11 protein-coding genes are annotated in these 13,951 nt (G+C 54.4%); 5 read left to right on the top strand and 6 right to left on the bottom strand.

Going from position 1 to position 13,951, the window contains the following annotated elements:
• The first annotated feature begins 15 nt into the window (after positions 1-15).
• Both ACFE8Q_RS08625 and ACFE8Q_RS08620 read left to right on the top strand, forming a co-directional pair.
• Positions 16-1,917, top strand: coding sequence for a type VI secretion system baseplate subunit TssF (locus ACFE8Q_RS08625; protein WP_375444963.1), 1,902 nt, complete (start codon positions 16-18; stop codon positions 1,915-1,917).
• Positions 1,914-2,906 (top strand): hypothetical protein, encoded by a 993-nt coding sequence (locus ACFE8Q_RS08620; RefSeq protein WP_375444962.1) that lies wholly within the window; start codon positions 1,914-1,916, stop codon positions 2,904-2,906. Before ACFE8Q_RS08625 ends, ACFE8Q_RS08620 begins: the two co-directional genes overlap by 4 nt.
• 3 nt (positions 2,907-2,909) lie before the next feature.
• Here the strand turns inward: ACFE8Q_RS08620 and ACFE8Q_RS08615 are convergent, their stop codons facing one another.
• The 4 genes from ACFE8Q_RS08615 to lpxK form a co-directional block, all read right to left on the bottom strand.
• Positions 2,910-3,746 carry a 5'-methylthioadenosine/adenosylhomocysteine nucleosidase gene (locus ACFE8Q_RS08615; RefSeq protein WP_375444961.1) on the bottom strand — a complete coding sequence of 279 codons (837 nt, stop codon included), beginning with the start codon at positions 3,744-3,746 and terminating at the stop codon, positions 2,910-2,912.
• 31 nt (positions 3,747-3,777) lie between these two features.
• Positions 3,778-4,911, bottom strand: a complete 1,134-nt coding sequence (locus ACFE8Q_RS08610; protein WP_375444960.1) for an ATP-binding protein — start codon at positions 4,909-4,911, stop codon at positions 3,778-3,780.
• Between the two features lie 84 nt (positions 4,912-4,995).
• Positions 4,996-7,020 carry a putative porin gene (locus tag ACFE8Q_RS08605; RefSeq protein ID WP_375444959.1) on the bottom strand — a complete coding sequence of 675 codons (2,025 nt, stop codon included), beginning with the start codon at positions 7,018-7,020 and terminating at the stop codon, positions 4,996-4,998.
• A 48-nt stretch (positions 7,021-7,068) separates the two neighbouring features.
• Entirely contained in the window at positions 7,069-8,154 is a 1,086-nt protein-coding gene (lpxK, locus tag ACFE8Q_RS08600; protein ID WP_375444958.1) for a tetraacyldisaccharide 4'-kinase, read from the bottom strand.
• 87 nt (positions 8,155-8,241) lie between these two features.
• Here lpxK and menC point away from each other — a divergent pair, with 87 nt between their 5' ends.
• Positions 8,242-9,330 carry an o-succinylbenzoate synthase gene (gene menC, locus ACFE8Q_RS08595; protein ID WP_375444957.1) on the top strand — a complete coding sequence of 363 codons (1,089 nt, stop codon included), beginning with the start codon at positions 8,242-8,244 and terminating at the stop codon, positions 9,328-9,330.
• A 33-nt stretch (positions 9,331-9,363) separates the two neighbouring features.
• Positions 9,364-11,037 carry a M1 family metallopeptidase gene (locus ACFE8Q_RS08590; RefSeq protein ID WP_375444956.1) on the top strand — a complete coding sequence of 558 codons (1,674 nt, stop codon included), beginning with the start codon at positions 9,364-9,366 and terminating at the stop codon, positions 11,035-11,037.
• 247 nt (positions 11,038-11,284) lie between these two features.
• On the opposite strand, the gene hemF is transcribed toward ACFE8Q_RS08590, so the two are convergent.
• Both hemF and ACFE8Q_RS08580 read right to left on the bottom strand, forming a co-directional pair.
• Positions 11,285-12,193 carry an oxygen-dependent coproporphyrinogen oxidase gene (gene hemF, locus ACFE8Q_RS08585; RefSeq protein WP_375444955.1) on the bottom strand — a complete coding sequence of 303 codons (909 nt, stop codon included), beginning with the start codon at positions 12,191-12,193 and terminating at the stop codon, positions 11,285-11,287.
• A gap of 23 nt (positions 12,194-12,216) precedes the next feature.
• A complete protein-coding gene (locus ACFE8Q_RS08580) occupies positions 12,217-13,233 on the bottom strand; it encodes a LacI family DNA-binding transcriptional regulator (protein WP_375444954.1) in 1,017 nt (338 codons plus the stop codon).
• 303 nt (positions 13,234-13,536) lie between these two features.
• Here ACFE8Q_RS08580 and ACFE8Q_RS08575 point away from each other — a divergent pair, with 303 nt between their 5' ends.
• The gene (locus ACFE8Q_RS08575) at positions 13,537-13,932 is read left to right on the top strand and encodes a hypothetical protein (protein ID WP_375444953.1); all 396 of its coding nucleotides are present in this window, start codon (positions 13,537-13,539) and stop codon (positions 13,930-13,932) included.
• Positions 13,933-13,951: the final 19 nt, after the last annotated feature.

The raw sequence follows: 13,951 nt of genomic DNA, 5'->3' as shown, positions 1-13,951 counted from the left end.
TGACCACACCCGCCCATGAACACCCTGAATCCTGCTGATTTTTCGCGCGAAGAAATTCGTAAACGCATGACGCAACATGCCGCGTCGATCTGGCAGATGCGCGGAAAAGACGTGGAAGCCGCCGACCCGCTGGTGAGCTACCTCATGGAAGCCTGCGCGTTTGAGTTGGAGAATACGGCCCAGGCCATTGAGCAAACGCGGGGACGGATCGTTGATCGGCTGGCCAGCGTCATGTGCCCCGATGTGGTGGATTTGCCCCGGCCTGCCCACGCCATTTTTCATGCCCGCCCGGAAGATTCGCTGGCCGACCTGGCGCAGTCCGTGCAGTTTTTCCACCGGCCGCCCTTGCGGGAAGGCAAACAGGACGATTATTTTTTCTCGCCAGCCGTGAAGAGCCGCGTGGTAAACGGCGACGTTCGGTTTGTGGTCAGTGAGCAGGGCATCGCCGAGTTCAGCGGTTCCGATCGCATGCAGTGGGATAAGCAGATAACGCCCAGCTTCTTCACTGACTATCAATCGGTTTGGCTGGGAATCGACCTCGATCAATACGTACCTGCCATTGGTGGCCTGCCCATTTATTTCGACTGGGAAACCGAATCGGTCCGGCAAAAGTCAGTATATTATCGCAAGCTACAAGACCAGTATCAGTCAAAATGGTACCTGAATGGTGAGCCGATTCCGGTTTATTCGGGCTTTGTCAGCCCCGACAGCCACGCGGCGCATCTTGGCCCCGAACTCGACGTGTTGCACCAACTGGAGCAGGAGGTGATGAGTCTGTATCACCGCAGTTTCATGACCCTGGGCAACGTACCTGAGCGCGCCGACTGGGGCGCGGCCCTGAGTACCCTACCGCCTGGCTTTCAGTTTACCGAGCAGCAACGGAAGGTGTTCGACAAGGAGGTGTTGTGGCTGGAGTTGCGCCTGAGCCGGGATTTTCCGATGCAGGCCGTAGCCACAATGGAGGTGCGGTTGAACTGTTTTCCGGTCATGAATCGGTTTCTGAACCGGTTGCAACAGCGGCTTTTTCAGACGCTGAACGTTTTTCCGCTCAAGTCGGAAGCCGAGTTTCTGTTCATTCGTCGGGTCTACGATGCCGACAGCAAAGAACTGTTCCGGTCGTCGCCCCTGCGCGATGTGAATCAACTGGAAGAGAATTCGTTTATGTGGCGGCCACATGATGTGGGGCGGTTCGATGAGCGCAATGCCCGCGACCTGCTTCAGCATGTGCAGCAACTGTTGCTCGACGAAAACCGGGCGTTCCGGGCGTTGGGGTCGGGCTGGTTCGTGAAGACGCTCGATGAGTTGAACCGAAACCTCGAAGACCTGCGCCAGCAGTTGCAGGCCATGCCCAATGAAGGCTTCAAAACAGGTAGTCCCTACGTATTCATTAAACCGAAGAAAACGGATAGCAACCTGTTTGTCGAGTTCTGGAGCACCAACGGGAAAGCCGCCAATTTCATCCCCGCAGGTACGTTCCTGGCCTATTACGGCGGCTACGACTCGATGCAGACCGACCGGACGGCCTTGTTTCTGGTGACGCAAACCGTGGGTGGTTATGACAAACCGACCACCGCCGAGAAGGAATACCAACTCCGGCAGACGTTGCTTTCCCGGCAGCGGCTGGTCACTATGGAAGACATTCAGGCCGAGTGTAAAGCGTATTTTTTTGCGCGCCTTGGTGGCGTTGCCGTAGACGTGCGCGTTGAAAAAGCCTTTGCCGAAAACCTGATCGAAGGGGCTGGGTACGTTCGCTGCCTCGACGTGACGGTCATTCCGCGTGGCCGTACCGAACTCACCGCCGCCGAGTGGGACGCCGAATGCGACCGCTGTCGGCAATATATGTCCGATCGGTCGGCCATGAATTTGCCGTATCGGGTCAGCATGCAGCCGATGACCAACGCCCTCCGCCCGTTATGACGCTTCAGCAATATGCCGATCAACTCGATCGGCTGACCAGTGACGTCAGGCTGGAAGTTATTCTTGCCGAACTCGCGCACGACGGATTAGACCCCCGCCACGAGCTGATCGTGCATTCGGCCGGGCTGTTTTCGCGCAGTTACCGCCACGACGTTGGCCGGGCAATCGTGGGCAACACTGATGCCTTCGGCGATGACTCGGCTTCCATCGATCCCACCCGACGCCAGTACCTGAACATAGAGGTGCACCGCGATGGCCTCTACGATTACCTGCCCGAGGGGCTGTTTCACCAGCCTACCAACCTTGGCCGCGATCAGGGCGAAGTGTTTGAAGACATTGACGAGCAGGCCCGGCGGCAGCGGGGTATCCGGCAGTTCTTTCAGCCTATCGAACAGGAGTTTTACTTGCAGGGGCTGTCGATGGAGCTCGAGGAGCGCAAGTATTTCGTTACCGAACAGAACCTGCGCCAGAACGACCAGGGCACGGTGCTGCGCCAGTTCTGGGGTATTCCGCCCGATTTGCTCGATATCCGGCAACTCAATAACCTGCTCCATCTGCTGCCCATTGCCCACCGGCTGGTACACAACACGCCGCTGGTAACGCAGGTATTTGAGTTGATGCTGGGCGTGCCGGTGCAGATCCGAACTATTCCTCCGCTGGTGCACTTCATCGAACTGGCCACGGGCGACGTACCCAGCCCCAACGATTTGTCGAAAGCGGAACTGGGCAATTTTTCGCTGGAAGGTGCTTATCAGGATACCATGCCTGCCTATGAAATACGGATTGGTCCGCTCAACGGCGAGCAACTGACCGACTATCTGGCCAATGGCCGAAGCCGGGCCATCATGAACCTGCTGACTGGCTATTTCATGCCCGCCGAAGCCGACGTGATCGACCATTTGCTGGTCAACGCGAATGAGCAATACCTCACCCTGACCGACGATGAAGCCGCCCCCGCCAGCGTGCTGGGTGTTGCCTCGTACATCTAGCCGTTACCGGATTGCTTCCATCATCGACACCACCAACTGGGCGGAGTTGCGGGCGGCGATACCCAGAAAAGTACGCATATCGGTGCGGGCCGAGCTGTTTGCTTTGTCGCTCAGGCTGCGGATCACCAGACACGGAATACCCTGCTGGAAACAGATTTGCGCCACCGCCGCGCCTTCCATCTCCGTGGCGTCGGCCTGATGATCGGCCCGAAGTTGATTCACGCGCTGTTCTGAATTGACAAATTCATCGCCCGTTACAATGCGCCCCGACACGGCGATGGGCGCGCGCGGCAAACCAGGAATTCGTTCCAGCGAAGCCGCTTTAGCCGTTCGCAGGGCAAGGGTCAGCAGGGTAGAATTGCCGGGAAAATAGCTGGGATTCAGCTCATTGGTGGTTGCATTTCTGGTCTGATTTGTCGGCTTATTATCCAACGTTGTCCAGCGGTAATCGTGGTAGCCTGTTTCGCGGCCAACCACCAGATCGCCGGGTTGCAGGTCCGGGCTCACCCCACCGGCAATACCCGTGAAGATCACTTGTTTGGGGCGGAAATAGGCGAGGGCGAAAGCCGTGGTCATGGCTGCATTCGTTTTGCCAATGCCCGTGAGTGCCACCACGACCTGCTGCGTACCTAGCCGACCCGTAACGAAGCGAATGCCGTTTTTTAGCACCACCACCGGATTTTGCAGGCGTTTTTCCACCAGTTCTACTTCCGGCCCGAACGCACCCAGCAACGCCGTAATCGGTTCAGTTTGGTAAGCCTGCGCCCGACCGGTATGCGAGAGAACGAAGAACGTAATTGCCAGTAAAAGACGCATGAAGCTGGGGGATTGGCGTAGCATATATTTGTGAGAGACTCTTCAGCGCAGAACGCTATGGTTGATTGTCAGTAACGAACCCGTCGAAATTATCACGGTGGATCACTGTTGTGTGGCCAGGCGAATAGGTTTCTATAAAAGGCTTGGCAAATCGTACTTTGGCGTTAGGATTCCATTTGAATTCCCAGGCATCAATGGCACCATCTTTCTCTTCCAGGTAATCGATTTCCTGTTGTTGGTGCGTTCGCCAGAAATAGGTTCTGGCCCATTGCCCTCCATAGTGTAATACCTTCTGCCGCTCGCTTATCAAGAAGTTCTCCCATAGTGCACCTATGTCTGTACGTAAAGCAACTGGTTTGAAATCAGCCAGGATAGCGTTCCGAATCCCATTGTCGTAAAAGTATATTTTACGACTGCTGCTGATTTCGTGCCGGAGGTTACGGCTGAATGGTTGTAGTCGGAAGACGATAAATGCTTTTTCGAGCAGACCAATATAGGTCTCGATCGTTGCTTTATCAATCTGAATGGTTCTGGCTAACTCGTTGTAAGACACTTCTGACCCAACCTGTAAGGCCAGCACTACTAATAGTTTGTCTAGTACTTCTGGCCGTCTGATGCCGCCAAATGTAAGCAGGTCTTTATACAAATAGCTGCTACTCAGTTGCTGTAAAATGGATCGCTCATCGCCAACGTTCGTTACTACATCCGGGTAAAAGCCGAAGAGCAACCGGGTTTCCAACTGTTGTTTCGCCGCTAGAAAACCGACGTTGCCAACCAGTTCCTGCCACGAAATAGGGTAGAGATGAAAATCGAACTTACGCCCGGTTAACGGTTCATTTATCTCGCTGGCCAGATCAAGGGCCGACGAACCACTAACCAACAGGCGTACATCGGGCATTTGGTCGGTAATAAGTTTGAGTGTCAGGCCAATATTACGAACGCGCTGTGCCTCATCGACAAAGACCGTCTTCTTTGAGCCGATAAGTTGGCGCAGGCGCGTTACACTCGTGTTCTCCAGGAGTGCCCGTACATCAGCTTCGTCGGCATTGAGCAACAGGTAATCGCCTTCCTCAACACAAAGCTTATGAAGTAACGTTGTTTTGCCTACCTGCCTCGGGCCGGTTACCACAAGCGCTTTGCCCGAATTCCAGCGGGAGCGAAGCTGTCTTTCCAGCAATCTTTCTATCATAAACCTATAATTTGGCGATCATAATCCCCAAATTTACTATAATTTGGGGATTATGATCGCCAAATTATAGGTTTATGGATTTTTCTAGTCGAACAGGAGCCAGTCGACGCCGAAGCCGAAACCGCGCTGAAGTTGCAGGAAACCTGGTGCTACGAAGTACCCCGGTTCGAGCAGGCCCTGATTCACATGGCTAAACTTCAGGAAGAAACGGACCCGGTTTACCCGCATATTGGCGAAGGCATCGGCCAGAATTGCGCCCTCCGTCAACTGTACGTCCTGCAAATAATACTGCTGGGTAACGGGCATATAGGCATCACCGTAGTAGGCCGACTTGTAGTGTAGTTCCAGGCCCGTTTGAATATGCAGCACCTTGGCGTAAATAAAATCATACTGCACCCGTCCGTTGATGAAAAACGTTGGGATGCGCAGCACATCGTTTCCCGCATTGAGGGGCGTGTAATAAATCTGCGTACTGGCTTTAAAACGGGCTTTGGTATAGGTGGCCCCCAACCCAACGCGGAACATCGTGAAGGCCGTGGCCAGTTGGGCCGGTTCGGCTTTCTGGTTGAAATAAACGTAGTTGTTGAGCAGCCAGAAATCGGCTCCCGGCGAAACCGTCCAGTCTTTATACTTCACATTCAGCAGGCCGTAGGCGTGTTGGGTGCCCCGCAGACCAAATTTATTCTGGTTGTTCCAGATAAAATGATTGCTGTTGAACCGCTGCGAGATCAGCGTGGGTTCGGCCAGCATCGTCGTGAAGCCAACGGTAAACAGGCGGCTTTCCAGTTGGCCGTTTAGCCGGAAGGCACCCGTTCCGACCAGGTATTCCCCCTCAGCCGTGAGCCGCGACAGGCTATCGGGGAAATAATAGCCCAGCCAGCCGCCAACATAGTTTTCAAAGCCCGACGCCGTATACGTGTTTAGGTTCTGCTGCGTTTCGCCACTAAGCGTGGTGGTCGAAGTCAGGTTATAATCGCTCTGTTGACTGAAGATCCGCTGCCGGTAAAAAAGGCGGTAGTTATAGGCCGATTTCCCCCGGTTATAAATGCCTTTTACACCAAATGTATTATCGATCGCGTGCCAGTACACATCCTGCTGGGTACGTGACGAATCGTATTTGATAGCCGGGTAAAACTTGCTGAACTGCTGATTCTCTACCAGGGCGTCGTCTTTATAATTATTAGTATGTATCTGATAATCAAGGCGGTGAAAGAGTTGAAGGCCGTCGGTTGGGACGTATTGGTGATAGAGGTGCAGGCTGGTGCGTCGTTCCCAGCCCAGGGTACTGGCCAGTCGTGCCTGCCCTTCATAGTCAAACGCCCGTATGGTCGAATCCTGGTTACGGCTAAACACGTTGCCCCCCTGTTCGGGCAGGCTATGGTTCATATGGTTGATATGCGCGAGCAACGTATACCGGTCGTTTTTGGTCCGGTAGTTACCATGCAGCAAAATGCCCCAGTCCTGAGCCAGCAGGCGCTCTGTCTGGCTGCGGGCCGCGCTGGTGCCAAACTGCCGTTCCGACGTGAATCGCTGCACATTAAAACCGACGTTGAGGCGCGGATTGATGTTCTGGTTAAAATCGAAGTTCAGGATGTTCTGATTACGCCCGCCAAGCACCAGATACATGTCGGTAAACGGCGATTTGGTATCGTAGTAACGTACCTGATTGGTCTGAAACGCATACGGTGAAAATACGTAATAGCCTTGCTGCTCACCGATTTGCGTGGGCGTTTCGTAGAAAACGGGGCGCAACGGCGTACCCAGGTTGCCCAGATCGGTATAGCGGTTGTCGTTACGTTTGGTAAACTCGAACTGGTGATTGCTGACCAGCGCCGTATCGGTCAGGTACAGTTTTTTTCGGTTGTTGAAGACGTCGGTTTCCAGGAAAAAACGGGCCGTTGTGGGGCCGTAAATCACCTTCGTTGAATCGTCGATGCCCACACCCACGCCAGTGCCGCCGGGCCGCCCGCCGCCGTTGGGGCTGGTGGTGCCGGGGAAACTACCAGGGTTGGTCGGAAACGTACCTGCGCTACCCGGAAGTTGTTGCGCCCACCCAACGGTGGATAGGCAAAGAAAAGAGGCCAGAAAAAGAAGTGCCGGAAACTGCATACGCAAAAATAGGCCAAATCTGATGCCGGGCCGCGCCAGCGTTGGTGGTTAACGATTTTTAAGGGCCGGGCCGCGCAGGCACTCACCAACCAAACGGGCCAGCGTAGCTGCGTCATCGTTCCGAAAAAAAGTCATGCTCATTGGCAGATAAGCCACGCGCCGCGTTTGCCGCTCAGAAACAGTAAGTAAGGGGGCTAGCTTCACTTCATCTTTCTGCGTTGTGAGCAGCCAGGTATCGGCAGGCGTCTGCGCCAGCAGTTGCTCCACATCCTGCCGACTGTAGGCGTGATGGTCGCCGAAATTGTCGTGCTCCCTGATGCCCCAGGTGCTGGTAACGTACCTGACAAGCGGCTCGGCATTGGCCAGGCCTGTGACCAAACGAACCGGCCCGTCGATAGACACGGGCGACTGGTCGGCAAACCGACGGGGCTGGTCGTAGGCTAGTCCCGCGAAGAGAATCGGTATTTCGATGTTGCCGCCTGATGGCTGTGTATAGCGCCGAATTTGATGTTCAATGGCCGCCCGTTCGGCAGGCGAGGGGGCGTGCGGGCATTTGGTGACAATGACCGCGTGCGCACGCCGGGCACCCGTTCGGTGTTCGCGTAGTCGCCCGCCCGGAAAGGGATCGTCTGTGTAAAACGGGCGGTTGTAGTCTGTAAGCAGGAGATTGAGGTGGGGTTGCACCGCCCGATGTTGGTAGGCGTCGTCCAGTACTACGGTCTGCACGTCGGGCCGTTGAATCGTTAATTGCCGGAGTGCCTCGGCGCGGCGTTCACCAACGGTAACACACACTCTGGGGGCGAAATTTCGGAAAAGCTGGAGGGGTTCATCACCGAGTGTAGCCGCAGTATCGACCGCTGTAGCGATCCGAAACCCCGTTGTTTTCCGGCCGTATCCCCGGCTGAGCGTTGCCAGGTTGCCGGTCAATGTGTCGTCGAGGGTCAGCAGGTGCCTCAGCAGGTATTCAACGGCGGGGGTTTTGCCTGTTCCGCCAACGGTCAGGTTGCCAACGGAGATGCACCGTTGAATAGGTATATAACTGGTTACAAACTGGTAGTCATAAAGCGCATTTCGCAGCGATAGAATACCCCCATACGCCAGAGACAGCGGTTTTAGCAGGTTTTTATACGTCACATTTCCGGTAATAATTTCGTAACATGTTTTTGCCGATGGGGCAAAAGTAGTAGTTTTAGCGGTTTGTTCCCCTCCGCCACCGTATCCATGAGTCTCCGGGTCAGCTACCTGAAATATACACTTGATTTCACCTTCGAGGCTGGCACCTCGCGGGGGACGCTTACCCAAAAAGACTCCTTCTTTCTTCGCTTAGTTGATACAGAACAACCAGAAATAGTTGGATACGGAGAATGCGGTCCCCTTCGTGGCCTGAGCCTCGACGATATTCCTGACTTTGAAGACCGGCTGGCCGAATACTGTCAGTACTTCAACCAGATTGATCTTCAGTTATTTGACTGGAATGTTACCGTTGTGCTGAATCAGCTCATCAGCCAGCAGCACCCCAGCATTCTGTTTGGCTTCGAAACGGCGATGCACGATTTCCTGTCGGGCGGCAATCGACTCATCCGGGATACTGAATTTGTGCACGGTCGGCGGGCCATTCCAATCAACGGCCTGGTCTGGATGGGCGCACACGAAGCCATGCGCACGCAGATCGACCAGAAAATAGCGGCGGGCTACACCACCGTCAAGCTGAAAATCGGTGCGATCGACTTCGATCAGGAGTGTTCCCTGCTGGCCTACATTCGTGAGCGGTACAGCCCCGAGCAGATTACCATTCGCGTAGATGCCAACGGCGCATTTCGACCCGAAGAGGCGCTGGCGAAACTGGAACGACTGGCTCAGTACCAACTGCATTCCATCGAGCAGCCCATTGCCGCCGGTCAGCATGAGCTGATGGCCGAATTGTGTCGGCAAACGCCCCTGCCTATTGCGCTCGATGAGGAGTTGATCGGGCATATGGAATACGTTGATAAATTCCGGTTGCTCAAACGAATTCAGCCTCAGTATATCATTCTGAAACCCACTTTGCTGGGTGGCCTGCGCCACTGCGATGAATGGATCGAACTGGCCAACCGACTGTCTATCGGCTGGTGGATTACTTCGGCGCTGGAATCGAATATTGGGCTGAATGCCATTGCGCAATACGCGTCGCAGTTCAAGAACCTGATGCCGCAGGGATTGGGGACGGGACAACTGTATCATAACAACATCAGTAGCCCGCTGCATATCGACTCAGGTACGTTGCTGTATGATCCGGCAACGCCCTGGCACCTTAACGGACTGCGTCCGTAGCCGTTTAGTCATCACGAACTTTCGTTTCATATTATGCCCCTGACTGCTTTTCTTCGCTCATTAGCTGGACTGCTGGCTATATCTCTATGCCTTACCGGTCTGCCTGTTTTTGGGCAACTCCTGGCCAATAAACAAGCCTATACCCACGGTGATACACTACGCGGTACTATCACCTCCGAACGTAGCTGGTGGGATTTGGCCCATTACCACCTTCAGATACGCGTGGTGCCCGATGACAGCACATTCAGTGGCCGTAATACCATTCAGTATCGGGTGCTGAAGAGCAGCCAGGTCATGCAGATCGACTTGCAGCAGCCGATGAAACTGATTCGGGCCGAGCAGGACGGCCAGCCGCTTACGGTGCGCTCGGATGGTAACGCCCACTTTGTTACCCTGACAAAACCGCAGCGCCCCGGCCGCACCGAAACCATTACGATCGAGTATGGCGGCAAGCCGCGCCGCGCCCGAAATGCACCCTGGGATGGTGGTGTGTCCTGGGCGCGTGATTCCACAAAAAGCTGGTTCATTGCCACGTCCTGCCAGGGGTTAGGAGCCAGTGTATGGTGGCCCTGCAAAGACCATATGTACGATGAGCCCGACTCCATGCTCATCAGCGTGACGGTGCCCGAACCCTACATGGATGTGTCGAACGGACAGCTTCGGCGGGTGGTGACCAACGCCGACCAGACACTTACCTACGACTGGGCGGTGGTAAACCCGATCAACAATTACGGCGTCAACGTCAACATCGCGAAGTACGTTACCTGGCATGAAACGTACCAGGGCGAGTCGGGGCCGCTGCTGTTGTCTTACTATGCGCTGCCCCAGAACGAAGCAGCAGCCCGGCAGCAGTTCCAGCAGGCCAAAACCATGTTGAACGTATTCGAAAACTGGTTTGGTCCGTACCCGTTCTATAAAGACGGCTACAAGCTGGTGCAGGTGCCTTACCTGGGCATGGAGCATCAGAGTTCGGTGACCTACGGCAATCGGTTCCGAAACGGTTATCTGGGGCGAGACCTGTCACGAACCGGCTGGGGCCTTCGCTGGGATTTTATCATCGTGCATGAGTCGGGCCACGAGTGGTTTGCCAACAACATCACCTACAAAGACATCGCCGATATGTGGATTCACGAGAGCTTCACGGCCTACTCGGAGAATCTGTTTACCGAAGCACTTTTTGGGAAAAATGCCGGAGCGCAATACGTGATCGGCACGCGCGTGGGAATTCGCAACGACCGGCCCATCATTGGTGACTATAACGTGAACAGCGAAGGGTCGGGTGATATGTATTACAAAGGGGCCAACATGCTTCATATGATTCGGCAAGGTGTAGGCGATGATGAAAAATGGCGGCAAATCCTGCGGGGCCTGAACAAGTCGTTCTACCACCAGACCGTAACTACCCAGCAGATCGAGACATTTCTGAGCAAACAGACCGGACTGCCCCTCAAGCCGCTGTTCGATCAATACCTGCGCGATGCCCGCGTTCCGGTGCTGGAATACAAAATCACGGCCGACGGTGTCGACTACCGCTTCACCAATTGCCGGAAAGCCTTCACTACACCCGTACGCATTTGCCTCAACGACGCTGGCCCCCGACGGGTTGTCACACCGTCGACCAACTGGCAATCGCTACGTCAGCCCAACGTCAAAGAAGTCACCGTCGACGCCGATTATTACGTCCTCACCAAGCTGGTAGGCATGTAGGGGCGACCCGTCGTGGTCGCCCGCTTTCGGGCGCGACAGCGACCGCCTACAGGTACGTATGTGCAGGCACCGTTGTCAGGAGAGCCATCGGTGCCTACAAATACGTATCTGCAGGCACCGTTGTCAGGAGAGTCATCACTGCCTACAGGTACGTATTTGTAGGCACCGTTGTCAGGAGAGCCAACCAGAGCGGTCGCTCTCGGGCGCGATAGCGGGTAGCCACGACCGATCCGGCGAGGGGCTACCCCTACATATCAACCCACTGGATCCCTTTCTGCAACCAGGTTAGGGTGTCGGCTTCGGGTGAGTTGGGTTCGGGATGGTAATCGTAGATCCAGTTGGCTTGCGGGGGCATACTCATCAGGATCGACTCAGTGCGTCCGTTGGTTTCCAGGCCAAATTTGGTGCCCCGGTCCCAGGCAAGGTTAAATTCAACGTACCTGCCGCGCCGTAGCCCCTGCCAGTGTTGCTCGCGGGGCGAGTAGGGCAGGTCACGGTTCTGCTGCATAAAGTGCGTGTAGATTGGCGCGAATGATTCGCCCACGGCCTGGTGAAAAGCGAATAAATCAGCTTTACTAACTGACCCGCTCTCTTTTAGATAATCAAAAAAAATACCGCCAATACCGCGCGTTTCCTGCCTGTGGGGAATGTAGAAGTACTCGTCGGCCCAGGTTTTAAAGCGGGGATAGTAGGCGGGGTCGTGCTGGTCACAAACGTTCTTCAACTGCTGATGAAACCAGCGGGCATCCTCGGGAACTACGTAGTGGGGCGTAAGGTCGATGCCACCGCCAAACCAATACGTGCCGGTGCTTAGCTCGAAATAGCGCACGTTCATGTGAATGATCGGTACCCGGGGGTTGCGCGGATGGATAACGATAGAGACGCCCGTTGCGTAGAAGTCAGCCGGTTCGGTCAGATTCAATTGCCGGAGCGTGGCCGCTGACGCTTCGCCTTCGACCGCCGAAAAGCCCACACCGCCTTTTTCAATTACGGCACCGTCGGCCATCACGCGCGACCGACCGCCGCCGCCACCGGGCCGTTGCCAGTGATCTTCACGGAACGTTCCGCGCCCATCGGCCACTTCGAGCGCACGACAAATTTGATCCTGAAGCCCTTGCAGGTACGTTGTTATTTGCTGTTTGTCGGGTTGTTGCATAAGAAGTGTAAAGATAATCCGTGTTACGGTATGGGTCGCGTAGAGGGCCGAATCAGGAGTTCAGCTTCCAGGTTTACCTGCGTGATACGGTTATTTTTCTGGATGATCTCGATCAGCAGCTTCGTCGCCATCTGCCCCATGTCGAGCAGGGGTTGCCGGATGCATGAGATGGGCGTGTAAAACAGATCATACGCTTCTGCTTCGTCGAAACTCAGCACGGCGACATCATCTGGCACCCGCACCGACAGGGCGTTGAGTTGCTTCAACCCGTGCAGGGCCAGCGCATTGGAAGCAAATAGAATGGCATCTACGGGCTGTTTACCAGCCCGCAATTCCTGAATGGCCTGAGCCATTTCGGCTTTGTACGTCACCTGACCAAGTGTTTTCAACCAGGTGTTGGCGAACGGTATCTGGTTTTCTGTGAGCGCAGCGCGGTAGCCCTTTACGCGCTCATTTATGTGAAACAGATCGGTATCGAAGCTGATCAGGCCAATTCGTCGGTAACCCGAATCAAGTAGATGTTGCACGCCCGTATAGATCGACTTGTAGTTATCGAGGGCGACGTAGTTTGTTTTCAGCTCCGGGAAGTAGCGGTCGATCAGTACAAAGGGAATGCGTTGCTGAAGGGTAATCAGTTGGGCCTCTGATCCTTCGGGTGCGGCAATGATCAGTCCATCGACTTGCCGGTTCAGGAGCGTATCGATCTGTTTTTGAAGGCGCTGCGGGTTTTCATCTGAACTGCCAAAGAGAACCGTATAGTTGTGTTTATCGGCTTCGTCTTCGATAATACGGGCCAGCGAAGACGAAAAAGGGTTCGAAATATCGGCTACGATCAGGCCAAGGGTGAAGCTTTTATTGGTCTTCAGACTTTTGGCGATCTGGTTTGTCTGGTAGTTCAGACGCCGGGCCGACTCGCGTATCTTCCGGGCAATCTCTTTGCCGATTCGATTCTCTTTTTTATTGTTCAGCACGTACGAAACCAGCGCAATCGACACGCCCACATCCTGGGCAATATCCTTCATCGATGTCTTTTTGACCATTAGAAAAAACCGGAAAAAGCCAATAAAATAGTTAATCGTTTAAACAAGAATATTGTTCGGTGCTTACGGTAATGAAGTGAACTGTCTTTATTAATTCATAAATAGGCCATTTTAATTGTATTATTCTACTGAATATGGATTGTGATATACAGAAAAATGCCCCATATGATGTGTTCTTGTTTAAACGTTTAAACCAATCTGAGAGCCCGGCCGTTTTTCAACTGAGGTTCCAGCGCAAAGCAGGAAACCCATAGAGCCGTTTTTGGATCGATTTGATGAACACGCACTCTAGACAACATGAACATGGAATTAACACATAGCTATACGAGTCAGGTTGCTTTTTCGCGCCTTCGCTCATCACTAAAACAGTCTATTACCCGGTTTGTCAATCAAAACCCGGACGTATTTGAAGCCATTAGCCGAACGGGCACCCCGTTTGGAGGGAGCACCCGGCCAGCCAGGCAGGCAACAGACGCTACGATCGGCCAGCCAACTCAGCAGGAACTGGCGCTGATGCAACGGCAACTGAATGAATTGACCGAACAGGTTGCTCAGTTAACCAGCAAACTCAACGCCTCGCAACCTGCTCTGCCCGAACGCTTGCTCGACGGAACGCGTAAGCCATCCATGGCCCCGGGTAAGCAAATCGGGATTGACCGATTCTGGGCTTTGCAGGAAAAAAAACAGACAATGGCGTAACTGAAACCAGGTACGTCTC

Origin of the sequence: uncultured Fibrella sp. (assembly GCF_964250085.1) — a bacterium.
In the GTDB taxonomy this organism is placed as follows: domain Bacteria; phylum Bacteroidota; class Bacteroidia; order Cytophagales; family Spirosomataceae; genus Fibrella.
Note: the sequence above shows the minus strand (reverse complement) of the source record. Positions and strands in the feature narration are given on the sequence as shown.

Excerpts from the sequence above, each read along its gene's own strand:
- ACFE8Q_RS08625 (WP_375444963.1), top strand. The coding sequence starts at position 16 with ATGAACACCCTGAATCCTGCTGATTTTTCGCGCGAAGAAATTCGTAAA.
- ACFE8Q_RS08620 (WP_375444962.1), top strand. The coding sequence starts at position 1,914 with ATGACGCTTCAGCAATATGCCGATCAACTCGATCGGCTGACCAGTGAC.
- ACFE8Q_RS08615 (WP_375444961.1), bottom strand. The coding sequence starts at position 3,746 with ATGCTACGCCAATCCCCCAGCTTCATGCGTCTTTTACTGGCAATTACG.
- ACFE8Q_RS08610 (WP_375444960.1), bottom strand. The coding sequence starts at position 4,911 with ATGATAGAAAGATTGCTGGAAAGACAGCTTCGCTCCCGCTGGAATTCG.
- ACFE8Q_RS08605 (WP_375444959.1), bottom strand. The coding sequence starts at position 7,020 with ATGCAGTTTCCGGCACTTCTTTTTCTGGCCTCTTTTCTTTGCCTATCC.
- menC (WP_375444957.1), top strand. The coding sequence starts at position 8,242 with ATGAGTCTCCGGGTCAGCTACCTGAAATATACACTTGATTTCACCTTC.
- ACFE8Q_RS08590 (WP_375444956.1), top strand. The coding sequence starts at position 9,364 with ATGCCCCTGACTGCTTTTCTTCGCTCATTAGCTGGACTGCTGGCTATA.
- hemF (WP_375444955.1), bottom strand. The coding sequence starts at position 12,193 with ATGCAACAACCCGACAAACAGCAAATAACAACGTACCTGCAAGGGCTT.
- ACFE8Q_RS08580 (WP_375444954.1), bottom strand. The coding sequence starts at position 13,233 with ATGGTCAAAAAGACATCGATGAAGGATATTGCCCAGGATGTGGGCGTG.
- ACFE8Q_RS08575 (WP_375444953.1), top strand. The coding sequence starts at position 13,537 with ATGGAATTAACACATAGCTATACGAGTCAGGTTGCTTTTTCGCGCCTT.